The organism is Pseudomonas sp. B28(2017) (assembly GCF_002113025.1).
GTDB lineage: Bacteria > Pseudomonadota > Gammaproteobacteria > Pseudomonadales > Pseudomonadaceae > Aquipseudomonas.
In genome coordinates, this window is the sequence record NZ_NEJH01000004.1 from 521,591 (window position 1) to 543,157 (window position 21,567).

Consider the following 21,567-nt stretch of genomic DNA (forward strand, 5'->3'; position numbering starts at 1 on the left):
GTTTTCCTGTTATTTGTCCGGGCTGTCGATGGTCAGTGTTTGCGGCGCGGTGGTGCTGCTGGCCAGGGGCTGGCTGCGACCGATCCATTCGCCAGCGGTGGGTTTGCCGGCACGGGAAATACGCGCAACCAGTTGGACTTCAGGGAAGTTCGACAGTTTCAATTGCGGCATCATCGCGTCGGCGTCACCCAGTTCGACGGTCACCGGCAGGTCGGCCACGGTGATGCGCTTGACCGCCAGCGGGGCCGGAGGACCGGAGATCGCACGGGCGAAGATGAACACGCTGTCGCCAGGCTGGACCTTGGTCTTGAGGTCCACCGCCAGATCGACGCTGACCTTGAGCAACGCCGAGGCCTTGGCCGCCGGTGCTTGTGCAGCCTTGCCGCCACTGGCCACCAGCTTCTCCGTGGCCCGGATAATCCCGCCTTGTAACGCCTCGCGGGATTTGTCGTCCGGCGGCAACTGCGCCAGCAGGCGATTCCAGTAATCGATGGCGTCCTGATAACGCTCGCCCTCAAACGCGGCGATGCCGAGCAGGCCGAGGCTGGTGACTTCCTTCGGATCGGCCTTGAGCGCTTCGTCGGTCAGGGCCTGGACCTTGTCCGACCACTTTTTGCCATCGGCGAAGTACTGGGCCTGGGCCCATTGACCGAGCAGCTCGGGCTGACGACCGGCCAGGTTCACCGTGCGCTCGAACATCTTCGCCGCATCCGCCGGGCGATCCTGAGCCATGTAGGCGCGACCGAGGAAGTACGTGCCTTCGGCGGAATCCGGCTGAGCGGCGACTACACGCTCCAGGCGCTGGGTCATCTCCTCCATCGACTTGGGTGCCTGGGAGAATTCGCGGGTCAGTTCGACCTTGTCGCTGGCACCGAAATGCAGATACAGGCCCAGGCCCAGCACCGGCACCAGAATGGCCGCCAGCAACGGCAAGGGTTTGCCCAGACGCGATACCTGCGGCGCTTCGGCGCCTTCGGTGTCCGCCAGCAACTCACGGGCGGCTTCGGCGCGACCGGCGTCCATTTGCGCCGCATCGAGCACGCCCTCTTCCTGCTGAGCCTGCAACTCAGCCACGCGTTCCTGATAAAGCGCCACGTTCAGGGCGGTACGATCCTCTTCACGCTGGGCGCGACGGCTGCGCAGCACCGGGATCAACAGAAAACTCAGGGCAACCAGAAGCAGCAGACCTGCAGCGAGCCAGAAATCAATCATTCTTGGTTTTATCCAACAGGTGGTCGAGGCGCGAGCGCTCCTCGGCAGAAAGCGAGCCCGGGGTGTCGGCACGTTGCACGCGACGACGGCGGACGATCACCGCAATGATCACCACACCACCCAGCAACAAGCCGGCGGGGCCGAACCAGAGCAAGGCAGTCTTGGCATTCAGGGCCGGTTTGTAACGGACGAAATCACCGTAGCGGTCGACCATGAAGTCGATGATCTGCTGGTTGTCCTTGCCCTCGCCGAGCATGCGGAAAATCTCTTTGCGCAGGTCGGCGGCAATCGGTGCGTTGGAATCGGCGATGTCCTGATTCTGGCACTTGGGGCAACGCAACTCTTTGGTCAGCTCGCGAAAACGCTCGCGATCGCCCTCCTTGGCGAACTCATAGGTGTCGATGGCCGCGTGGGCCACGCTCGCCATGCTCAAGCCAAGAACGGCGGCAGCGATCCAGCGCTTCATGGCTTGACCTCGTCGACCAGCGCCTGGTACTTGGCCGCCAGTTTTTCGCGCCAGACCTGCTCGTCGATCACACCGACGAACTTGTCACGGATGATGCCCCTGGCGTCGATGAAGAAGGTTTCCGGCGCGCCGTATACACCGAGGTTCAGGCCCAGCGAGCCTTGGTCGTCACGGATATCCAGAGCATACGGGTTATGAAAATCCGTCAGCCACTTCAAGGCATCGGCGTTGGTGTCCTTGTAGTTGATGCCGTAGATCACCACACCCTGTTGGGCCAGCTTGTTCAACACCGGGTGCTCGACCCGGCAGGAAATGCACCAGGTGCCCCAGACGTTGACCAGCGCCGGTTTGCCGAGGATATCAGCGCGGGTCAAGGTCTTGTCGCCCTGCACCGCCGGCAGGGAAAACTCCGGAAACGGCTTGTTGATCATTGCCGAGGGCAGCTCGGCCGGATCGAGGTACAACCCACGGTAAAGAAACACGGCAACCACCAGAAAAATCGCCAGTGGCAACAACATCAACCAACGCTTCATGCAGTGGCTCCCGACATGCCCAGTGCTTCGCGCACGCGGCTTTTTACCTTGACCCGATAACGCCGATCCAGCGCCGCCAGCAACCCACCGAAACCGGTCAGCAAACCACCGAACCAGATCCAGCGCACGAACGGCTTGACGTGCACGCGCACAGCCCAGGCACCGTTACCCAGCGGTTCGCCGAGGGCGACGTAGAGGTCGCGGGTGAACCCGGCGTCGATGCCGGCCTCGGTCATCACCGAGTTCTGCACGGTGTACAGGCGCTTTTCCGGATGCAGCACGCTGACTTCCTTGCCGTTGCGGATCACCCGGACGGTGCCCTTGTCGGAAGTGAAGTTCGGGCCTTCGAAGTGTTTGGCGCCTTCGAAGATGAAGTGATAACCCGCCAGGTCCATGGACTCGCCCGGCGCCAGGCGCAGGTCACGCTCGGCACTGTTCTGGCTCGACAGCACGACACCCAGCGCACACACGGCAATACCCAGGTGCGCGATCTGCATGCCCCAGTAGCTGCGGGTCAGGGTTGGCAGGCCTTTGATCAGGCCCTTGTGTCGGGTCTTGTCGAAGATGTCACGCGCACCGGCCAGCAGCACCCAGGCGGCGAGCATGAAGGTGGCAAGCACTGCCCAGTTGAAATCGCCGTACGCGATGCCGGCCACCACGGCCATGGCGGCGCTGCCCAGCAAGACCGGCGTCAGCATGCTCACCAGCCATTTCACCGGGGTGTCCTTCCAGCGCACGATCACGCCGACCGCCATCACCACCATCAGCAACGCCATCAACGGAATGAACAGCGCGTTGAAGTACGGCGGGCCGACCGACAGCTTGGCGCCGGTCATGGCGTCCAGAATCAGCGGGTACAGGGTGCCGAGCAGAATCATCGATGCCGCCACCACCAGCACCAGGTTGTTGCCCAGCAACAGCGTTTCCCGGGACCAGAGGTTGAAGCCCACCTGGCTCTTGACCACCGGCGCGCGCAGGGCGAACAGCGTCAAAGAACCACCGACCACGAACAGCAGGAAAATCAGGATGAACACCCCGCGCTCCGGATCGGACGCAAAGGCGTGCACTGACGTCAGCACGCCAGAACGCACAAGGAAAGTACCCAACAGACTCAGCGAGAACGCAGCGATAGCCAGCAACACGGTCCAGCTCTTGAACACACCACGTTTTTCCGTGACCGCCAACGAGTGAATCAGTGCGGTGCCCACCAGCCATGGCATGAACGAGGCGTTTTCCACCGGGTCCCAGAACCACCAGCCGCCCCAGCCGAGTTCGTAGTACGCCCACCACGAACCCAAGGTAATGCCAATGCCGAGGAACGCCCAGGCCACGATGGTCCACGGACGCGACCAGCGCGCCCACGCGGCATCCAGGCGACCGCCCATCAACGCGGCAATGGCGAAGGCGAAGGCCACCGAGAAACCGACGTAGCCCATGTACAGCATCGGCGGGTGCACGATCAGGCCAATGTCTTGCAGCAGCGGGTTGAGGTCGGCACCGTCGCCGGGCACTTGCGGCAGGATGCGCTTGAACGGGTTGGAGGTCATGATCAGGAACAGCAGGAAACCGGTGCTGATCATGCCCATCACCGCCAGCACGCGGGCCAGCATGACCTGCGGCAACTGCCGGGAAAACACCGACACCGCAAAGGTCCAGCCGCCGAGAATCAAGGCCCACAACAGCAAGGAACCTTCGTGGGCCCCCCACACGGCGCTGAACTTGTAGTACCACGGCAACGCGCTGTTGGAGTTGTTGGCCACATAGGCCACAGAGAAGTCATCGACCATGAAGGCGTAGGTCAGGCAACCGAAGGCAAACACCAGAAAGGTGAACTGGCCCCAGGCCGCTGGCTGGGCCAGGCTCATCCACAGGCGGTCATTGCGCCACGCACCGAGCAGCGGTACCACGGCCTGGGCCAAGGCGAAGCACAGGGCCAGGATCATCGCCAGATGACCCAGCTCGGGAATAAAGATGCCGGATGTCATGGATCAACCCTCCTTCGCGGGCGTTGGAGCCGATTGACTGCTGTCTTTCAATGCCTTGGTCACTTCCGGCGGCATGTACTTCTCGTCGTGCTTGGCCAGCACTTCATCGGCCACCACCACACCATCGGCATTGAGCTTGCCCAGGGCGACGATGCCCTGCCCTTCGCGGAACAGGTCCGGAAGGATGCCGCGATAAGTGATGGTCACGGACTTGTTGAAGTCGGTGACGACGAACTTCACGTCCAGGGAATCGCTGGAACGCTCCAGCGAGCCCTTCTCGACCATGCCGCCAGCGCGAATGCGCGTGTCCAGCGGGGCTTCGCCGTTGGCAATCTGGGTTGGTGTGTAAAACAGATTGATGTTCTGCTGCAGGGCGCTCAGGGCCAGGCCGACGGCAGCGCCGACCCCGACCAGAATCGCGAGAATGATGATAAGACGCTTTTTGCGCAGCGGATTCACTTGCCGTTCTCCCGGCGCAAACGACGCGCCTCTTGTTGCAGATACCGCTTGCGGGCCAGGATCGGCGCCGCCACGTTGAGGGCCAGCACCGCCAGGCAGATGCCATAGGCTGACCAGACATACAGGCCATGATGGCCCATGGCGATGAAGTCGCCGAATGAAGCAAAACTCATCGAGCGACCTCCAGGCTGTTTTCCACTTCGGCCTTGACCCAACTGGCCCGGGCCTCGCGCTTGAGCACTTCCAGACGCATGCGCAGCAGCAACACCGCGCCGAAGAAACAGTAGAAGCCCAATACCGTCAACAGCAAGGGCAGCCACATTTCGGCGGGCATCGCCGGTTTTTCAGTGAGGGTGAAGGTCGCGCCCTGGTGCAGGGTGTTCCACCACTCCACCGAGTACTTGATGATCGGGATGTTGATCACGCCGACAATCGCCAGTACCGCACAGGCCTTGGCCGCGCTGTCACGATTGCTGATCGCGTTGCCCAGCGCAATGAGACCGAAGTACAGGAACAGCAGAATCAACATGGACGTAAGGCGTGCATCCCAGACCCACCACGAACCCCAGGTCGGCTTGCCCCAGATCGCGCCGGTGACCAGCGCTACGGCGGTCATCCACGCGCCGATCGGTGCGGCACATTGCAGGGCGACGTCGGCCAGTTTCATTTTCCACACCAGCCCGACGATGCCGCACACGGCCAGCATCACATAGATGGACTGCGCCAGCATGGCGGCCGGGACGTGGATATAGATGATGCGAAAGCTGTTGCCCTGCTGATAGTCCGGCGGCGCGAAGGCCAGGCCCCAGACCACGCCAACGCTGATCAGCAGCAACGCCGCGATGCTCAGCCAGGGCAGCATTTTGCCGCTGATGCCGTAAAACCATTTGGGCGAGCCGAGCTTGTGAAACCACGTCCAGTTCATACTGTTTCCATCACGGTTGCTCTTTACTGTGAAGAGCCAGGGTCTTTACTGGTCAAAAAACAACCAGACCTCATTATTCGCCGACGCTGATCTTCAGGCCAGCAGCTATTGCAAAAGGTGTCAGGGTTATCGCCAGGGCGGTCAGGCTACCAAGCCACAGGAGATAACCGGTCGCCGGCATGCCCTGCAAGGCCGCCTGCAAGGCGCCACTGCCAAGGATCAATACCGGGATGTACAGCGGCAGAATCAGCAGCGCTAGCAAAAGGCCACCACGCTTCAAACCTACTGTCAGTGCCGCACCCACCGCACCGAGCAGGCTCAGTACCGGTGTACCGAGCAGCAACGAAAGCAGCAACACCGGCAGACAGGCGGCAGGCAAACCGAGCATCAATGCCAGCAAGGGTGCGAGCAAAACCAGTGCCAGGCCGGAAAAAGCCCAGTGTGCCAGCACTTTGGCCAATACCAGAAGAGGCAGGGGGTGCGGCGAAAGGACCCACTGTTCAAGGGATCCGTCTTCGAAATCACTGCGGAAAAGCCCGTCCAGCGAGAGCAGAACCGATAAAAGTGCCGCGACCCAGACCAACCCCGGAGACAAGGTTTGCAACAATTGAGACTCGGGTCCTACCGCCAACGGGAACAGGGAAACGACGATGGCGAAAAACACCAGCGGATTCGCCAGCTCCGCCGGGCGGCGGAACAGCAGACGGGCCTCACGGGCGACCAACAGGCCAAAAACACTCATACGGCCCAATTCCCCAGATCGATGTCGCGATAAGCGGCCGGCATCCGGCTCAGCGTGTGGTGGGTGGTCAACACGACCATGCCGCCACGTTCGCAGTGAGCGGCCAGGTGTTCTTCGAGTTGCGCCACGCCTTGCTTGTCGAGCGCAGTGAACGGTTCATCGAGAATCCACAGCGGCGGGCTGTCCAGATACAAACGCGCCAGTGCGACGCGGCGCCGCTGGCCAGCGGACAGGGTGTGGCAGGGAACATCTTCGAAACCGCGCAATCCGACCGCCGCCAGGGCTTGCCAGATCGCTTCATGGGAGGCCGGTTGATGCAGGGCGCAGAGCCAGCTCAGGTTCTCTTCCGGCGTCAGCAAATCCTTGATTCCCGCCGCATGGCCGATCCACAGCAGGTTGCGCGCCAGCTCAGTGCGCTGCTCATCAAGGGGCTTGCCGTTGAGCAGCACTTGACCGGCGGTCGGGTGCATCAAACCTGAAAGCAGGCGCAACAGACTGGTCTTGCCACTGCCGTTGGGGCCGCTGATTTGCACCATTTCGCCACTGGCCAGTCTCAAATCGAGATTTTCGAAGAGCAGCCGAAGGTCTCGCTCACAGGCAAGGGCAACGGTTTGCAGGACTGGACTGGTCAAGGGTTCACGGGCCTTATACGGTTCAAGTCGGCACTGGCGCGGCCGTTAAAGAGATGCAGCATAGATGCAATGACGTCTTGTTCTAGAGAGCTGCGTCAAACAATTGCAAAATTTTCGCCATTTTTGGATACAACGGCGCCGCATTATACATGCCGGGCCTTAGTCTAAAGAGTGCATTTTCCTCAGGTTGTGACCGCGTATGACAGGCGAAATGAACATCCTCCCGCTAGCGCAAACCGTCCCGGTGACTTCACGTGCGCAGGTGGTCAGCGGTGAGTTGCTCAAGTTGCTGACGCCGGTGGAGGGGCTGATCAGCGTCGGTCAAACCGCCCAGGCCGAAGTATTGTCGCTCAAGCAGGCGGACCAGACTTTCCAGATGCTGCTCAAGGTCACCCTCGACAGCGGTCGCCAGACCACGGTCCAGACCACCGGCAATCAACCGCTGGCCCAGGGCACCACGCTGGTCGTCACCCAACCTTCGGCCGGCAATCTGGCGGTGACGGTACAACAGGCCATTGCCTCCAGCGTCGCCACCCTCACCCGCCTCGACACCGCGCAACTGCCCGTTGGCACCTTGCTACAGGGCAAGGTATTGACCTTGCAAGTACTGCCGCAGGTGCCCGGCCAGCCCATGGTGTTTCGTTCGATGGTGAGCCTGCTCAATACCGCACTGAGCGGCAGCACCCTGAGCATCGACAGTCCGCAGCCCTTGCGCATCGGCACCTTGTTGAGCGCACAGGTGCAAGACGCCCAGACCGTGAAATTCGTGCCACTGAGCAGCCGCCAGGAACAACTGGCGGTGACCCGGCAACTGGTCGACCAGCAAAGCCGCCAGGGCTCACTGGACGTCTTGCTCAAGCTCCTGCAGAACCTGCCGGCTTCGGACCAGACGTCCGTTGAATTGCGCAGCGCCGCCGCCCTGCTGCTCGCCGGCCTACCGGATGCCCAGCAATTGAGCACCCCCAAGGGCCTGGCCCAGGCCTTGGCCAGCAGTGGTGTGTTTCTCGAAAGCAAGCTGCTGACCGGGCAAAACCCGACGCTCGCACCGGACATGAAAGGCGACCTTCTGAAACTGGTTGCGCAATTGAGTCAGGGGTTGCCGGCCAACACTAGCCTCGGCGCGATCATCGCCGCCAATACCCTGGCCCAGGCCATGCCGAATTTTGTTCGCAATGCCCTGGGCATGCTCGGGCAGGTCAGTGCCAAACCGTCGCCGACCGGTTTCCCGCTGCCCGAACGCCTGTTGCAAAGCGCGGAAGGCGAAGACGATCTTGAGCACCTGCTGCGTTTGGCCGCCGCTGCGGTTTCACGCCTGCAAAGCCATCAGCTGTCGAGCCTGGAACAAACCGGCGTAACCGCCGACGGACGCCTGATGAGCACCTGGCAGTTGGAAATCCCGATGCGCAATATGCAGGACATCGTGCCGTTGCAAGTCAAGTTCCAGCGTGAAGACGCGCCCGAAAAAGAGCAGCCAAAGGAGCGTCGCGAAGAACGCGAAACCAGGCAACAGCTGTGGCGAGTGGAGTTGGCCTTCGCGATGGAGCCTTTGGGGTCGCTGCAAGTTCAGGCGCAATTGATCAAGGGCAGCCTCTCCAGCCAGCTCTGGGCAGAGCGGCCTTACACCGCCAGCCTGATCGAAAGCAATCTGAGCACGCTACGTGACCGCTTGCTGTCCGCCGGCCTGAACGTCGGCGACCTGGAATGCCACCTCGGCACACCACCCCAAGGCCCGCAAACCCGCCTCGAACAACGCTGGGTGGATGAAACCGCATGAATAACCCCAACGCCCCACGCCAGGCCATCGCCCTCAAATACGACGGCACCCACGCCCCCACCCTCACCGCCAAGGGCGACGAAGAACTGGCCGAAGAAATCCTGCGCATTGCCCGTGACTGCGAAGTACCGATCTACGAAAACGCCGAGCTGGTGAGACTGCTGGCGCGTATGGAGCTGGGGGACAGTATTGCGCAGGAGCTCTATCTGACGATTGCCGAGATCATTGCGTTTGCGTGGAATCTGAAGGGGAAGTTTCCGGCGGGGCAGGATCCGGATGGGTTGAAGGTGGAGAAGGATGTGACCGGACTCGGGGATGATTACTGAGGATTCGTGGACGCCATCGCTCCTACCTATGAACTCATGTTCCATGTCCGACATAGAACCACTGTAGGAGCAGCCGGTCGACGCTCGATTGCTCGCGATGGAAGCATGAGCGCCGCGCTTCTCCAGGAAGCCCGAGTCTTCGCTAACGTCCATCGCGAGCAAGCTCGCTCCTACAGGTGAACACATGTTCCGTGTCCGACATAGAACTACTGTCGGAGCGAGCCTGCTCGCGAAAGCGATTTCAGCCAGACCGCAAAACTCAGTTTCTGTGCAACTTACTCATCAACTCCGCCTCAGCCTGGGTCAGGCCGCAGGACTGGGTCAGTTCGTCGACGCTGGCGCCCATCCCCACCAGTCGCGCCGCCTGGGCAAACGACAGACTGGAAGGATCACGCTGTTCCAGCCGGGCGAGTTTATCCGGCAGTGGCGCAATGATCGCGCGTAGCTCATGCAGGTCTTCACCCATGCGCACATTGCCGTTCTGGTAGTCGTCGACGCGTTTGCCCAGGTCCTTGATGCGCTGATCGCGCAGCGCATCACCCTGGGCCTGTTGCGCGGCGATCTGCTTTTGACCGCGAATGTATGCCAGGAACATTGCCAGCGTGCCTGCCCAGAACAGGAACAGGACAATGACCGCAACCTCGAGAATCAATCAGATACTCTCCAGTTCCGACCATTCTTCTTCGCTCATCATCTTGTCGAGCTCGACCAGGATGAGCAGTTCGTTGTTCTTGTTGCACACGCCTTGAATGAACTTGGCGGACTCTTCGTTACCCACGTTCGGCGCGGTTTCGATTTCCGACTGACGCAGGTAAACCACTTCGGCCACGCTGTCGACCATGATCCCGACCACCTGTTTGTCGGCTTCGATGATGACGATACGGGTGTTGTCGCTGATCTCGGCATTCATCAGGCCGAAGCGCTGACGGGTGTCGATCACGGTGACGACGTTGCCGCGCAGGTTGATGATGCCCAGCACATAGCTCGGAGCACCCGGCACCGGGGCGATTTCGGTGTAGCGCAGGACTTCCTGAACGCGCATCACATTGATGCCGTAGGTTTCGTTGTCCAGCTTGAAAGTTACCCATTGCAGGATCGGATCTTCGGACCCTTTTGCCGCCGTCGCCTTATCATTCATACCCTGACCCCTCAAGAAACCGCCTTGGCGGTGTGTGTTCCGTGCAACGCCATCGAGTGGCGTCGCCTGTTGTTTATTTAATGTTTGTCGGTGTGTGGTTCGGCTTGCTGCCGGACATGTGCTTTGCCCCGCCACTGGCGATCAACTCGGCCAGGGACGCAACGTCGAGCAAGGCGCACATGTGTTCGATCACCGTGCCGGCGAGCCATGGCCGCTGACCTCGATGACTTCTCCATTTGATTTCATTCGGGTCCAGACGCAACGAGCGGCTGACCTGATGCACCGCCAGGCCCCATTCGTAGCCCTGGACCGAAATCACGTATTGCAGGCCCTGCTTGAAATCGTCGCGGTAACGGTCAGGCATGACCCAACGCGCGGTATCGAGCACCTTGAGGTTACCGGCCTGGCTCGGCAGGATGCCAAGGAACCATTCCGGCTGGCCGAACAACGGTGTCAACTCGTGACCGGCCAGGGAATAAATCGACCCCAGGCACACCAGCGGCACCGCCAGGGTCAAGCCGGCGACATCGAACAACAGGCACTCGAATGGTTCGGCGGCCCAGGACGGACGACCATCGGTGTCCACCGGTGGCGGCGTATTGCTCGGCGGCAGATGAACTTCAACGACGGGCAGCACCAGCGCTTGATGCACTTCGACAACAGCTGGCTCCGGTGCTGGCTGCACCTCGACAGGGGTTGGCACCAATGCCTGCAGCAGCGGTGCGATGGTCGAGACCGGCGCCATGACTGGTGCCGGGGCTTCGATCACGGGAGACTTGAATGCTGGCGCTACCGATGCCTGCACCGGAGCGGCCGAGACCGCTGTTGCGGCGTCGCGGGCCTGTTCTTCAAGCACTGCGGCCTGGAACTCGTCCAGCACCGCTTCGGCCGCGATCTCCTCGGCCACTGCCTCTATGGGCAGCGTCAATTCTTCGGTCACTTCCTGCAGCAAGCTGTCCAGGTACGACTGCAAAGCCAGTTGCGGCCGCGAAGTGGTCTTCAATGGCCGGCTCATTGGCTCGCTCCTACAGGGACTGGATTCATCTCAAGCCACCTGCGGAACAAGTTGCGCCGCCAGCAGATGCTTGAGCAACGCACGGTAAGCGAGAACGCCACGGCTCTTGCCGTCGAACTGCGAAGGCGTCAGTCCCGCACGGCTGGCATCGCGCAGGCGCGTGTCCACCGGGATATAGCCCTGCCAGATTTCGTCGGGGAATTTGTCGCGCAGCACGCGCAACGTTCCGAGGGACGCCTGGGTGCGCCGGTCAAACAGCGTCGGCACGATGGTAAACGGCAATGCCTGTCTGCGAGAGCGGTTGATCATCGCCAGGGTGTTGACCATGCGTTCAAGGCCTTTGACCGCCAGGTGTTCGGTCTGCACCGGGATCACCAATTGCTGGCTCGCCGCCAAGGCATTGACCATCAGCACGCCGAGCAATGGCGGGCTGTCGATCACGGCGTAATCGAAGTCCTGCCACAGTTGCGCCAGGCTCTTGGCAATCACCAGGCCCAACCCGCTCTGCCCCGGCGACTGGCGCTCAAGGGTGGCCAGTGCGGTGCTGGAGGGCAACAGGGAGATGCGTTCGTCACTGGTCGACAACAGCAGTTGACCCGGCAGGCCTTGCGGCACGTTGCCCTTGTGCAGGAACAGGTCGTAGCTGCTGTGCTCCAGGGCGTCGGGATCGTAGCCGAAGTAGCTGGTCATGGAGCCGTGGGGGTCGAGATCGACCACGACCACGCGCTTGCCCGCCTCCGCCAGTAAACCGGCTAAAGCGATGGAGGAAGTGGTTTTACCGACACCACCCTTTTGATTGGCGACTGCCCAGACTCTCATTCGGATTGTTCCTCCCGACCGAATGGATCGACCGAGAAATAGCTCAACGTGTTAATGCGGGTGACGGAGAATTGACGGCGCTCTCTCGTACCGGCGACTTGACCGGGGTCGGTGCAGTTTGTGTGCCAGCACGCTTCAATGCGGCATCCGGTTGCGCATGGGCGGTTCCGGTGCCGGTCAGGCTGCGACGGACATCGAGGTTGCGCGACACCACCAGCACCACCCGACGGTTGCGTGCACGGCCTTCAGCGGTGGCGTTGTTGGCCACCGGTTGAAACTCGCCGTAGCCCACCGAAGCCAGGCGCCCGGGGTTCACTCCCTGCATCGCCAGCATGCGCACGATGCTCGCCGAGCGGGCCGAGGACAGCTCCCAGTTGGTCGGATATTGCGCGGTGCGGATCGGTTGATCGTCGGTGAAACCTTCGACATGAATCGGGTTGTCGAACGGTTTCAGGATCGCTGCAACCTTGTCGATGATGTTGAACGCGATGTCGCTGGGCATGGCGTCGCCGCTGCCGAACAACAGACTGGAGTTGAGCTCGATCTCGACCCACAACTCGTTGCCGCGCACCGTCATCTGGTTGGAGCTGATCAGGTCACCGAACGCCGCACTAATGTCGTCGGCGATGCTTTTGAGTGGATCGCTGGCGCCGGCGACACCGGCATCGACCTGGTCACTGTCCTTGACCAGCGGCTTGGCCGGGGTCACGGTCTTCGGCCGCTCGTCACCGATGGGGATCGGCTTGAGCGAACGGTCGGAGTCGGTAAAGACCCCGATCAATGCCTCGGAAATGACCTTGTACTTGCCTTCGTTGATCGATGAGATGGAGTACATCACCACGAAAAAAGCGAACAGCAAGGTGATGAAGTCGGCGTAGGACACCAGCCAGCGTTCGTGGTTGACGTGTTCTTCATGCTGGCGACGGCGTGCCATGAGCTTATTCCCTTAATCCATGAAGCCCTGAAGCTTCAACTCAATGGAGCGAGGGTTTTCACCTTCGGCGATCGACAGGAGCCCTTCCAGCAACATTTCGCGATAGCGCGACTGGCGCAACGCGATGGATTTGAGTTTGGCGGCAATCGGCAACAGCACCAGGTTGGCACTGGCCACGCCGTAGATGGTGGCGACGAAGGCCACGGCGATGCCGTTACCCAGTTGCGACGGATCACCCAGGTTGCCCATGACGTGAATCAGGCCCATCACCGCACCGATGATGCCGATGGTCGGCGCGTAACCGCCCATGCTTTCGAAGACTTTGGCCGCTTCGACATCGCGGCTTTCCTGGGTATAGAAGTCCACTTCCAGAATGCTCCGGATCGCTTCCGGCTCGGCGCCGTCGACCAGCAGTTGCAGGCCTTTGCGCGCGTAGTTGTCGGGCTCGGCGTCGGCGATACCTTCCAGGCCGAGCAGGCCTTCCTTGCGGGCCGTCAGGCTCCAGTTCACCACGCGGTCGATACCACCGGCCAGGTCAACACGAGGCGGGAACAGGATCCAGGCGAGGATCTGCATGGCGCGCTTGAAGGCGCTCATCGGCGATTGCAGCAGCGCGGCGCCAATGGTGCCGCCGAGCACGATCAGCGCTGCCGGGCCGTTGGCCAGGGCGCCGAGATGACCGCCTTCAAGGTAATTGCCGCCGATGATGGCGACAAAGGCCATGATGATGCCGATCAGGCTTAGAACATCCATCAGATACAGGCCTCGACCAGGTGCTTGCCAATGTCGTCGAGGCTGTACACCGCGTCGGCCAGTTCAGCTTTGACAATGGCCATCGGCATGCCGTAGATCACGCAACTGGCTTCGTCCTGTGCCCAGATCGAACTGCCGCCCTGCTTGAGCAAGCGCGCGCCTTCACGGCCGTCAGCGCCCATGCCGGTCAGGACCACCGCCAGAACTTTGTCGCCGTAAGACTTGGCTGCCGAACCGAACGTGATATCCACGCATGGCTTGTAATTCAGACGCTCGTCGCCCGGGAGGATTTTCACTGCGCCGCGGCCGTCGATCATCATCTGCTTGCCACCCGGCGCCAGCAGCGCCAGGCCCGGACGCAGGATGTCGCCATCCTCGGCTTCCTTGACACTGATGCGGCAGAGCTTGTCCAGGCGCTCGGCGAATGCCTTGGTGAAGGCGGCCGGCATGTGTTGAACCAGCACGATAGGGGCCGGGAAATTGGCCGGCAATTGGGTCAAGACCCGTTGCAGGGCCACCGGGCCTCCGGTCGAAGTACCGATGGCCACCAGCTTGTAGGCTTTGCGTTTTGGCGCGGGCGACGACGCAGTGGCCGCATGCATACGCGCCGGGATCGGTGCCGGACGGGGTGCGCTGCTGCCATAACTGCCCACGCTCGATGGCGCAGGCGTCGGGGCTGGCGCAGCGACAGGCGCCGGAGCGCTATAGGCGCTGACTCGACGATTGCTGCGCGAAATGCTGAGAATCTTCTCGCACAGCAGTTGCTTGACCTTCTCGGGGTTGCGCGAGATGTCTTCGAAATTCTTCGGCAGGAAGTCCACCGCGCCGGCATCCAGCGCATCGAGGGTGACCCGGGCGCCTTCATGGGTCAGCGAGGAGAACATCAGGACCGGGGTCGGGCAGCGTTGCATGATGTGCCGCACGGCGGTGATGCCGTCCATCATCGGCATCTCGTAGTCCATGGTGATCACGTCGGGCTTGAGGGCCAGCGCCTGATCGATCGCCTCTTTGCCGTTGGTCGCCGTGCCGACGACCTGGATATTCGAATCCGCTGAAAGAATTTCCGAGACGCGGCGGCGGAAAAACCCCGAATCGTCCACCACCAGGACTTTGACTGCCATAAACACTCCATTAGGTGGAGCGGGGCCAGGCGCCCCGCTCCACCAGAATCAAATACGCCGTGTGGCGTAACGCTTGAGCATGCTCGGAACATCGAGAATCAGCGCGATGCGGCCGTCACCGGTGATGGTGGCGCCGGACATGCCTGCAGTTCCCTGGAGCATTTTGCCCAATGGCTTGATGACCACTTCCTCCTGGCCCACCAGTTGATCGACGACAAAGCCGATCCGCTGCGTGCCCACCGAAAGGATCACCACATGCCCCTCGCGCTGCTCTTCATGAGCGGCGGAGCTGACCAGCCAGCGTTTGAGATAGAACAATGGCAGCGCCTTGTCCCGCACGATCACCACTTCCTGGCCGTCCACGACGTTGGTGGTCGACAGGTCGAGGTGGAAGATCTCATTGACGTTCACCAGCGGGAACGCAAACGCCTGGTTGCCGAGCATGACCATCAGCGTCGGCATGATCGCCAGGGTCAGCGGTACCTTGATGACGATCTTCGAACCCTGGCCCTTGGCCGAGTAAATGTTGATCGAACCGTTGAGTTGGGAAATCTTGGTTTTCACCACGTCCATGCCCACGCCACGACCCGATACGTCGGAGATCTCGGTCTTGGTCGAGAACCCCGGGGCGAAGATCAGGTTGTAGCATTCGGTGTCGCTCAGGCGATCGGCCGCATCCTTGTCCATCACGCCGCGTTTAACCGCGATGGAACGCAGGACGTTCGGGTCCATGCCTTTACCGTCATCGGAGATCGACAGCAGGATGTGATCGCCTTCCTGCTCGGCCGCCAGGATGACCTTGCCGCCACGGGCCTTGCCCGAGGCTTCGCGTTCTTCAGGCGATTCGATGCCGTGGTCGACCGCGTTGCGCACCAAGTGGACCAATGGGTCGGCCAGGGCCTCGACGAGGTTCTTGTCGAGGTCGGTTTCTTCGCCGACCAACTCCAGGTTGATCTCTTTCTTGAGCTGGCGAGCCAGGTCGCGAACCAGGCGCGGAAAGCGCCCGAAGACTTTCTTGATCGGTTGCATTCGGGTCTTCATGACCGCGGTTTGCAGGTCGGCCGTGACCACGTCGAGGTTCGACACGGCCTTGGACATGGCTTCGTCGCCGCTGTTGAGGCCCAGGCGGACCAGGCGATTACGTACCAGCACCAACTCGCCGACCATATTCATGATCTCGTCGAGACGCGCGGTATCGACGCGTACGGTGGTCTCGGCTTCGCTCGCCGGTTTTTCCGCCGGTGGCGCGGCAGGAGTACGGGCTGCAGCAGGTGCAGCAGCGACCGGGGCCGGCGTTTCGGCTTTCGGCTCGGGTGCCTTGGCCACAGGTTTCGGCGCCGCTGCCTTGGCCACCGGTGCCGCAACGGAAGCGTTCGAACCATTGGCCGCCGTCACGCTGCCGACTTCGCTGAACTTGCCTTTGCCGTGCAGTTCGTCGAGCAGCGATTCGAATTCGTGATCGGTGATCAGGTCGCTACCGGCCGCCGCCGCGCTTGGCACTGCGGGTGCAGGCACCGAAGCAATGGCCGATTCCAGTGCCTCGACGGCAAAGTTACCCTTGCCATGCAACTGATCGAGCAAAGCCTCGAATTCATCGTCGGTTATGTCGGAGCTGTCGCCGGCCGCTTTCGGGGCCTCTGGCGCGACGGGCGCCGGGGCCACCGCATCGACGGCGAACTGGCCCTTGCCGTGCAGTTGATCGAGCAACGACTCGAACTCGGCATCGGTGATTTCATCGCTGGCCACGGTATCGCTGACCGGCACAGAAACAGCTGCCGGCGCCTCGGCCTGAGCCTTGACGGAATTCAGCGAGTCCAGCAGTTGTTCGAATTCATTGTCGGTGATATCACCGGAATCGGCTTCAGCCACAGGCGCTTCGACCACGGCTGCGACGGGCGCAGATACCGCCTCGTCAGCCGATTGCGGCTCGGCCAGACGGGCCAACGCCGCAAGCAGTTCAGGTGTCGCAGCCGTGATCGGGCTGCGCTCACGGACTTCGCTGAACATGCTGTTCACCGCGTCCAGCGCTTCGAGAACCACGTCCATCAGTTCCGAATCGACACGACGCTCCCCCTTGCGCAGGATGTCGAACACGTTCTCGGCGATGTGGCAGCACTCCACCAGCTCGTTGAGCTGGAGGAAGCCGGCGCCCCCTTTTACAGTGTGAAAACCGCGAAAAATTGCATTGAGCAAGTCCGCATCATCCGGACGGCTTTCCAGCTCGACCAGTTGTTCGGACAGTTGCTCTAGAATCTCGCCGGCCTCAACCAGGAAATCCTGAAGGATCTCTTCATCGGCGCCGAAGCTCATTAAGGGTGTGCTCCTAACAGACAGGTCTAAAAACCTAAAATGCCTAAAATTCTAAAACCCCAGGCTGGATAGCAAATCGTCCACATCGTCCTGACCGGACACAACGTCTTCTCTTTTATCGGCATGAATCTGCGGACCTTCACCCTGAGAGAGATGTTTTTGTGGATCTTTTTCAGCAAGCATCGCTTCACGGTCATGTTCGATGCCCGCAAAGCGGTCCACCTGACTGGCCATGAGCACGAGCTTGAGCAGGTTGCTTTCAACTTCGGTGACCAACTGGGTCACGCGCTTGATCACTTGACCTGTGAGGTCCTGGTAATCCTGGGCGAGCAGGATGTCGTTCAGGTTGCCCGACACCGCGCGATTGTCCGTTCCGCTGCGTGCCAGGAACCCGTCGACCCGCCGGGCCAGTTCACGAAACTCTTCTGCGCCGACTTCGCGACGCATGAAACGCCCCCAGTCCGCGCTCAAGGCCTGGGCTTCATCGGCCAGGCCATTGACCAGTGGCGTGGCACTTTCCACCAGATCCATGGTGCGGTTGGCCGCGGCTTCGGTCAGTTTGACCACATACCCCAGACGCTCGGTGGCATCGGTAATCTGCGACACTTCTTCGGCTTGCGGCATGTGCGAGTCAATCTGGAAATTGACGATCGCGCTATGCAGTTCGCGAGTGAGCTTGCCTACTTCCTGATACAGGCCGCGGTCACGGGTCTGATTGAGCTCATGGATCAATTGCACGGCGTCGCCGAACTTGCCCTTTTCAAGGCTCGCGACCAATTCGACGGCGTGTTTTTTCAGGGTCGATTCGAAATCGCCCAATGAAGTTTCGTTATTGCCCATAGCTCCCCCGTGGCGCACTCATCAACCGATGCGTTCGAAAATCTTCTCGATTTTTTCTTTCAACGCCTGGGCCGTGAAGGGTTTGACCACATAGCCGTTAACGCCGGCCTGGGCCGCTTCGATGATCTGCTCGCGCTTGGCTTCAGCGGTCACCATCAGCACCGGCAGGTGCTTGAGCTTTTCATCGGCACGCACGTGGCGCAGCAAATCGATACCGGTCATGCCAGGCATGTTCCAGTCCGTTACCAGAAAGTCGATGCTTCCGCTGTTGAGCACCGGAATGGCGGTAGTGCCATCGTCGGCCTCGACGGTGTTGGTGAACCCAAGGTCACGCAGCAGGTTCTTGATGATCCGCCGCATCGTTGAGAAGTCATCAACGATGAGGATTTTCATGTTCTTGTCCAATTCGACCTCCAAGCAGTCTTAAACGCGCCCAGCACCTGGACGCGCCATTTCAATCAATCCGGCAAAGCACTCAATGACTGTCTGGAGCACAACAGATCGCGACCGGCGCAGCTCAACACCACACCAGCCTCGTTCGCAGTGCCCCCACACTGCCTTCAGCGCGCTCGCCACTCCCCCAAACGCCCCCGCAAACGGGCCGCGCACTGGCTGTGTAACTGGCTGACCCGCGATTCGCTGACCCCCAGGACCTCACCGATTTCCTTGAGGTTCAACTCTTCGTCGTAGTACAGCGCCAACACCAGTCGCTCACGCTCCGGCAAATTGGCAATCGCATCCGCCAGCGCGGCCTGGAAGCGTTCATCTTCCAGATCGCGTGACGGCTCGAGATGAGCACTCGCGCCATCCTCGTGCAGCCCTTCGTGTTCGCCGTCCTGCAACAGATCGTCGAAACTGAATAACCGGCTGCCCAGGGTGTCGTTCAAAATTCCGTAGTAATCGTCGAGACTCAATTGGAGTTCGGCCGCAACTTCGTGATCTTTAGCGTCACGGCCGGTTTTCGCTTCAATCGAGCGAATCGCGTCGCTGACCATGCGCGTATTGCGGTGAACCGAACGTGGCGCCCAGTCCCCCTTGCGCACTTCATCGAGCATGGCGCCGCGGATTCGAATGCCCGCGTACGTCTCGAAACTGGCGCCTTTGCTGGCGTCGTATTTGGTCGACACTTCAAGCAGGCCGATCATCCCGGCCTGGATCAGGTCTTCGACCTGGACACTGGCCGGCAAGCGCGCCAGCAAGTGGTAAGCAATGCGTTTAACCAGCGGCGCGTAACGCTCGATCAGCTCGTACTGCGAATCACGCGCCGATTTCTTATAGAGGTTGTAACCGCTTGCTGTCATAACACGGGTCCTGCTGTTTGCTGCACGAGGCGCTCGACGAAAAACTCCAGGTGCCCGCGCGGATTGGCAGGCAGAGGCCAGGTATCGACTTTCTGCGCGATGGCCTTGAACGCCAGCGAGCACTTGGAACGCGGGAAAGCCTCGTAGACGGCACGCTGTTTCTGCACAGCCTTGCGCACGCTTTCGTCGTAGGGCACAGCGCCGACGTATTGCAGGGCGACGTCGAGGAAGCGATCCGTGACCTTGGTCAACTTGGCGAACAGGTTGCGCCCTTCCTGCGGGCTCTGGGCCATGTTGGCCAGGACGCGGAAGCGGTTCATGCCGTAGTCGCGATTGAGCAACTTGATCAAGGCGTAGGCATCGGTAATCGAGGTCGGCTCGTCACACACCACCAGCAGCACTTCCTGGGCTGCGCGAACGAAACTGACTACCGAGTCACCAATGCCCGCAGCAGTGTCGATCACCAATACGTCGAGGTTGTCGCCAATATCACTGAAGGCCTGGATCAGGCCGGCGTGTTGCGCAGGGCTCAGATGCACCATGCTCTGAGTGCCGGATGCGGCCGGAACGATACGGATGCCGCCGGGGCCCTGCAGCAGTACGTCGCGCAGTTCACAGCGGCCCTCGATGACGTCGGCCAGGGTACGTTTGGGTGTCAGCCCCAGCAGAACATCGACGTTCGCCAGTCCCAGGTCGGCGTCCAACAACATGACGCGCCGGCCAAGCTCAGCCAGAGCCAGGGACAAGTTCACTGACACATTAGTTTTCCCGACGCCACCTTTGCCGCCGGTCACCGCAATCACCTGTACGGGATGCATGCTGCCCATGTTATTTCTTTACCTTGTCTTGCATAGACGGAGGCCACATTACTGGCTGCGCGTTCGCAATCGGAACAATGCATGGCAGACCATCGATGTAGGTACAAAAACTGTTCATTACTACCTTAGCCAACCTGCTTGGTTTGGCTGTGGTAAATATCAGCGAACATGTCAGCCATGGCTTCTTCGCTGGGTTCTTCCTGCATTTGCACGCTGACGGCGCGACTGACCAACTGATGACGGCGCGGCAGATGCAAATCATCCGGGATCCGCGGGCCATCGGTCAGGTAGGCCACGGGTAACTCATGACTGATGGCCAGGCTCAACACCTCGCCCAGGCTTGCCGTCTCATCCAGTTTAGTCAGGATGCAGCCAGCTAGCCCGCAACGCTTGTAACTGTGGTAGGCGGCCGTTAGAACCTGTTTCTGGCTGGTGGTTGCCAGAACCAGATAATTTTTTGAACGGATGCCACGACCGGCCAGGCTTTCGAGCTGCATGCGCAGGACCGGGTCGCTGGCCTGCAGTCCCGCGGTATCGATCAGCACCACGCGCTTGCGCAGCAAGGGCTCCAGCGCCTGCACCAGGGACTGGCCCGGATCGACGTGGGTCACCGACACATTGAGAATGCGCCCCAGGGTCTTGAGCTGCTCCTGGGCACCGATGCGGAAGCTGTCCATGCTCACCAGTGCAATGTTCTGTGCGCCGTACTTGAGCACGTAACGGGCAGCCAGCTTGGCCAGAGTGGTGGTCTTGCCCATGCCGGCAGGGCCGACCATGGCGATCACTCCGCCCTCCTCCAGTGGCTCGACGTCCGGGGTAACGATCATGCGCGCCAGGTGCGCCAGCAACATGCGCCAAGCCTGACGAGGCTCTTCGATTTCCGTGATCATTGCCAGCAGGTCGCGCGACAGCGGGCCAGACAGGCCGATGCGTTGCAGGCGCCGCCAGAGGTTGGCCTGGTCCGGACGGCTGCCTTGCAGCTGATTCCAGGCCAGCGAGCCAAGCTGCACTTCCATGAGTTCACGCAGGCTGTTGAGCTCGAAACGCATCGAGTCGAACGCGCGCGGGTCTACGCCACCGGCCGCTGGCGCAGCGGCCGGTGCAGGGCGACGGGGTTCGGCGTACGTCGGCTCGATCAGCGGCTCGGCGGCGGTCAACGGCAAGCCGGCGAACAACTGACGGTTAGTGCTATTGTCGCCCTCGCCCTCGCCCTCGCCACGCAGGCTCAGTTCGGCCTGGGCGGTGACGATCCGCGACTGAGTCTTGCGCAGCTCGTCTTCGAGCTCCATGTTCGGAACACGCGGCGCCAGCGCCGACAACTTGTAATCCAGCGCAGCCGTCAACTCGACACCCCCGGCGATCCGGCGGTTGCCAATAATGGCAGCATCAGCGCCCAGCTCATCGCGAACCAGCTTCATGGCCTGACGCATATCGGCGGCGAAAAAACGCTTAACTTGCATAAAC

The 21,567-nt window shown here is 61.1% G+C and carries 24 protein-coding genes; 2 read left to right on the forward strand and 22 right to left on the reverse strand.

The window, feature by feature from the left end; all coding sequences use genetic code 11:
- Positions 1-9: 9 nt before the first annotated feature.
- The 9 genes from ccmI to ccmA all read right to left on the reverse strand — a co-directional run bounded on the left by ccmI (position 10) and on the right by ccmA (position 6,954).
- Positions 10-1,212: a c-type cytochrome biogenesis protein CcmI gene (gene ccmI / locus CAF65_RS15115; RefSeq protein WP_085716979.1), complete on the reverse strand. Its 1,203-nt coding sequence runs from the start codon at positions 1,210-1,212 to the stop codon at positions 10-12.
- Positions 1,205-1,678, reverse strand: coding sequence for a cytochrome c-type biogenesis protein (locus CAF65_RS15120; RefSeq protein WP_085716980.1), 474 nt, complete (start codon positions 1,676-1,678; stop codon positions 1,205-1,207). The genes ccmI and CAF65_RS15120 overlap by 8 nt, the downstream gene beginning before the upstream one ends.
- Positions 1,675-2,211, reverse strand: coding sequence for a DsbE family thiol:disulfide interchange protein (locus CAF65_RS15125; RefSeq protein WP_085716981.1), 537 nt, complete (start codon positions 2,209-2,211; stop codon positions 1,675-1,677). The genes CAF65_RS15120 and CAF65_RS15125 overlap by 4 nt, the downstream gene beginning before the upstream one ends.
- Positions 2,208-4,196 (reverse strand): heme lyase CcmF/NrfE family subunit, encoded by a 1,989-nt coding sequence (locus tag CAF65_RS15130; RefSeq protein WP_085716982.1) that lies wholly within the window; start codon positions 4,194-4,196, stop codon positions 2,208-2,210. Before CAF65_RS15130 ends, CAF65_RS15125 begins: the two co-directional genes overlap by 4 nt.
- A 3-nt stretch (positions 4,197-4,199) precedes the next feature.
- Positions 4,200-4,655, reverse strand: a complete 456-nt coding sequence (ccmE, locus tag CAF65_RS15135) for a cytochrome c maturation protein CcmE (protein WP_085716983.1) — start codon at positions 4,653-4,655, stop codon at positions 4,200-4,202.
- Positions 4,652-4,828, reverse strand: a complete 177-nt coding sequence (ccmD, locus tag CAF65_RS15140; RefSeq protein WP_007980758.1) for a heme exporter protein CcmD — start codon at positions 4,826-4,828, stop codon at positions 4,652-4,654. The genes ccmE and ccmD overlap by 4 nt, the downstream gene beginning before the upstream one ends.
- On the reverse strand, positions 4,825-5,580 hold the full coding sequence (locus tag CAF65_RS15145; RefSeq protein WP_085716984.1) for a heme ABC transporter permease: 756 nt from the start codon (positions 5,578-5,580) through the stop codon (positions 4,825-4,827). Before CAF65_RS15145 ends, ccmD begins: the two co-directional genes overlap by 4 nt.
- Before the next feature lie 73 nt (positions 5,581-5,653).
- A complete protein-coding gene (gene ccmB / locus CAF65_RS15150; protein WP_007983326.1) occupies positions 5,654-6,322 on the reverse strand; it encodes a heme exporter protein CcmB in 669 nt (222 codons plus the stop codon).
- A complete protein-coding gene (gene ccmA / locus CAF65_RS15155; RefSeq protein ID WP_085716985.1) occupies positions 6,319-6,954 on the reverse strand; it encodes a cytochrome c biogenesis heme-transporting ATPase CcmA in 636 nt (211 codons plus the stop codon). Before ccmA ends, ccmB begins: the two co-directional genes overlap by 4 nt.
- 199 nt (positions 6,955-7,153) lie before the next feature.
- Here ccmA and CAF65_RS15160 point away from each other — a divergent pair, with 199 nt between their 5' ends.
- Both CAF65_RS15160 and CAF65_RS15165 read left to right on the forward strand, forming a co-directional pair.
- The gene (locus tag CAF65_RS15160; protein WP_085716986.1) at positions 7,154-8,728 is read left to right on the forward strand and encodes a flagellar hook-length control protein FliK; all 1,575 of its coding nucleotides are present in this window, start codon (positions 7,154-7,156) and stop codon (positions 8,726-8,728) included.
- Positions 8,725-9,054 (forward strand): EscU/YscU/HrcU family type III secretion system export apparatus switch protein, encoded by a 330-nt coding sequence (locus tag CAF65_RS15165; protein ID WP_085716987.1) that lies wholly within the window; start codon positions 8,725-8,727, stop codon positions 9,052-9,054. Before CAF65_RS15160 ends, CAF65_RS15165 begins: the two co-directional genes overlap by 4 nt.
- A gap of 259 nt (positions 9,055-9,313) precedes the next feature.
- On the opposite strand, the gene CAF65_RS15170 is transcribed toward CAF65_RS15165, so the two are convergent.
- The 13 genes from CAF65_RS15170 to flhF all read right to left on the reverse strand — a co-directional run bounded on the left by CAF65_RS15170 (position 9,314) and on the right by flhF (position 21,563).
- Positions 9,314-9,706, reverse strand: coding sequence for a DUF2802 domain-containing protein (locus CAF65_RS15170; RefSeq protein WP_085716988.1), 393 nt, complete (start codon positions 9,704-9,706; stop codon positions 9,314-9,316).
- Complete coding sequence (locus CAF65_RS15175) at positions 9,707-10,192, reverse strand: chemotaxis protein CheW (RefSeq protein ID WP_007980742.1); 486 nt, start codon at positions 10,190-10,192, stop codon at positions 9,707-9,709. It lies immediately after the preceding gene.
- A gap of 73 nt (positions 10,193-10,265) precedes the next feature.
- Positions 10,266-11,207, reverse strand: coding sequence for a CheW domain-containing protein (locus tag CAF65_RS15180; RefSeq protein WP_085716989.1), 942 nt, complete (start codon positions 11,205-11,207; stop codon positions 10,266-10,268).
- A gap of 30 nt (positions 11,208-11,237) precedes the next feature.
- Complete coding sequence (locus CAF65_RS15185) at positions 11,238-12,026, reverse strand: ParA family protein (RefSeq protein ID WP_085716990.1); 789 nt, start codon at positions 12,024-12,026, stop codon at positions 11,238-11,240.
- A gap of 43 nt (positions 12,027-12,069) precedes the next feature.
- Positions 12,070-12,960: a flagellar motor protein MotD gene (gene motD / locus CAF65_RS15190; RefSeq protein WP_085716991.1), complete on the reverse strand. Its 891-nt coding sequence runs from the start codon at positions 12,958-12,960 to the stop codon at positions 12,070-12,072.
- 12 nt (positions 12,961-12,972) lie between these two features.
- Positions 12,973-13,713, reverse strand: a complete 741-nt coding sequence (locus CAF65_RS15195; protein WP_085716992.1) for a flagellar motor protein — start codon at positions 13,711-13,713, stop codon at positions 12,973-12,975.
- Positions 13,713-14,834, reverse strand: coding sequence for a chemotaxis response regulator protein-glutamate methylesterase (locus CAF65_RS15200; RefSeq protein ID WP_085716993.1), 1,122 nt, complete (start codon positions 14,832-14,834; stop codon positions 13,713-13,715). Before CAF65_RS15200 ends, CAF65_RS15195 begins: the two co-directional genes overlap by 1 nt.
- Before the next feature lie 48 nt (positions 14,835-14,882).
- On the reverse strand, positions 14,883-17,144 hold the full coding sequence (locus CAF65_RS15205) for a chemotaxis protein CheA (RefSeq protein WP_085716994.1): 2,262 nt from the start codon (positions 17,142-17,144) through the stop codon (positions 14,883-14,885).
- Between the two features lie 51 nt (positions 17,145-17,195).
- On the reverse strand, positions 17,196-17,984 hold the full coding sequence (locus CAF65_RS15210) for a protein phosphatase CheZ (RefSeq protein WP_085716995.1): 789 nt from the start codon (positions 17,982-17,984) through the stop codon (positions 17,196-17,198).
- Between the two features lie 21 nt (positions 17,985-18,005).
- On the reverse strand, positions 18,006-18,377 hold the full coding sequence (locus tag CAF65_RS15215) for a chemotaxis response regulator CheY (RefSeq protein ID WP_003183998.1): 372 nt from the start codon (positions 18,375-18,377) through the stop codon (positions 18,006-18,008).
- Positions 18,378-18,544: 167 nt separating this feature from the next.
- Complete coding sequence (fliA, locus tag CAF65_RS15220; protein WP_085716996.1) at positions 18,545-19,285, reverse strand: RNA polymerase sigma factor FliA; 741 nt, start codon at positions 19,283-19,285, stop codon at positions 18,545-18,547.
- The gene (gene fleN, locus CAF65_RS15225) at positions 19,282-20,112 is read right to left on the reverse strand and encodes a flagellar synthesis regulator FleN (protein ID WP_008001746.1); all 831 of its coding nucleotides are present in this window, start codon (positions 20,110-20,112) and stop codon (positions 19,282-19,284) included. Before fleN ends, fliA begins: the two co-directional genes overlap by 4 nt.
- 116 nt (positions 20,113-20,228) lie before the next feature.
- Complete coding sequence (gene flhF, locus CAF65_RS15230; protein WP_085716997.1) at positions 20,229-21,563, reverse strand: flagellar biosynthesis protein FlhF; 1,335 nt, start codon at positions 21,561-21,563, stop codon at positions 20,229-20,231.
- Positions 21,564-21,567 lie beyond the last annotated feature (4 nt).

What these genes read in the sequence shown, in the direction of transcription:
- ccmI (WP_085716979.1), bottom strand. Translation starts at nt 1,212, where the DNA reads ATGATTGATTTCTGGCTCGCTGCAGGTCTGCTGCTTCTGGTTGCCCTG.
- CAF65_RS15120 (WP_085716980.1), bottom strand. Translation starts at nt 1,678, where the DNA reads ATGAAGCGCTGGATCGCTGCCGCCGTTCTTGGCTTGAGCATGGCGAGC.
- CAF65_RS15125 (WP_085716981.1), bottom strand. Translation starts at nt 2,211, where the DNA reads ATGAAGCGTTGGTTGATGTTGTTGCCACTGGCGATTTTTCTGGTGGTT.
- CAF65_RS15130 (WP_085716982.1), bottom strand. Translation starts at nt 4,196, where the DNA reads ATGACATCCGGCATCTTTATTCCCGAGCTGGGTCATCTGGCGATGATC.
- ccmD (WP_007980758.1), bottom strand. Translation starts at nt 4,828, where the DNA reads ATGAGTTTTGCTTCATTCGGCGACTTCATCGCCATGGGCCATCATGGC.
- CAF65_RS15145 (WP_085716984.1), bottom strand. Translation starts at nt 5,580, where the DNA reads ATGAACTGGACGTGGTTTCACAAGCTCGGCTCGCCCAAATGGTTTTAC.
- ccmB (WP_007983326.1), bottom strand. Translation starts at nt 6,322, where the DNA reads ATGAGTGTTTTTGGCCTGTTGGTCGCCCGTGAGGCCCGTCTGCTGTTC.
- CAF65_RS15160 (WP_085716986.1), top strand. Translation starts at nt 7,154, where the DNA reads ATGACAGGCGAAATGAACATCCTCCCGCTAGCGCAAACCGTCCCGGTG.
- CAF65_RS15165 (WP_085716987.1), top strand. Translation starts at nt 8,725, where the DNA reads ATGAATAACCCCAACGCCCCACGCCAGGCCATCGCCCTCAAATACGAC.
- CAF65_RS15175 (WP_007980742.1), bottom strand. Translation starts at nt 10,192, where the DNA reads ATGAATGATAAGGCGACGGCGGCAAAAGGGTCCGAAGATCCGATCCTG.
- CAF65_RS15180 (WP_085716989.1), bottom strand. Translation starts at nt 11,207, where the DNA reads ATGAGCCGGCCATTGAAGACCACTTCGCGGCCGCAACTGGCTTTGCAG.
- CAF65_RS15185 (WP_085716990.1), bottom strand. Translation starts at nt 12,026, where the DNA reads ATGAGAGTCTGGGCAGTCGCCAATCAAAAGGGTGGTGTCGGTAAAACC.
- motD (WP_085716991.1), bottom strand. Translation starts at nt 12,960, where the DNA reads ATGGCACGCCGTCGCCAGCATGAAGAACACGTCAACCACGAACGCTGG.
- CAF65_RS15195 (WP_085716992.1), bottom strand. Translation starts at nt 13,713, where the DNA reads ATGGATGTTCTAAGCCTGATCGGCATCATCATGGCCTTTGTCGCCATC.
- CAF65_RS15200 (WP_085716993.1), bottom strand. Translation starts at nt 14,834, where the DNA reads ATGGCAGTCAAAGTCCTGGTGGTGGACGATTCGGGGTTTTTCCGCCGC.
- CAF65_RS15205 (WP_085716994.1), bottom strand. Translation starts at nt 17,144, where the DNA reads ATGAGCTTCGGCGCCGATGAAGAGATCCTTCAGGATTTCCTGGTTGAG.
- CAF65_RS15210 (WP_085716995.1), bottom strand. Translation starts at nt 17,984, where the DNA reads ATGGGCAATAACGAAACTTCATTGGGCGATTTCGAATCGACCCTGAAA.
- CAF65_RS15215 (WP_003183998.1), bottom strand. Translation starts at nt 18,377, where the DNA reads ATGAAAATCCTCATCGTTGATGACTTCTCAACGATGCGGCGGATCATC.
- fliA (WP_085716996.1), bottom strand. Translation starts at nt 19,285, where the DNA reads ATGACAGCAAGCGGTTACAACCTCTATAAGAAATCGGCGCGTGATTCG.
- fleN (WP_008001746.1), bottom strand. Translation starts at nt 20,112, where the DNA reads ATGGGCAGCATGCATCCCGTACAGGTGATTGCGGTGACCGGCGGCAAA.
- flhF (WP_085716997.1), bottom strand. Translation starts at nt 21,563, where the DNA reads ATGCAAGTTAAGCGTTTTTTCGCCGCCGATATGCGTCAGGCCATGAAG.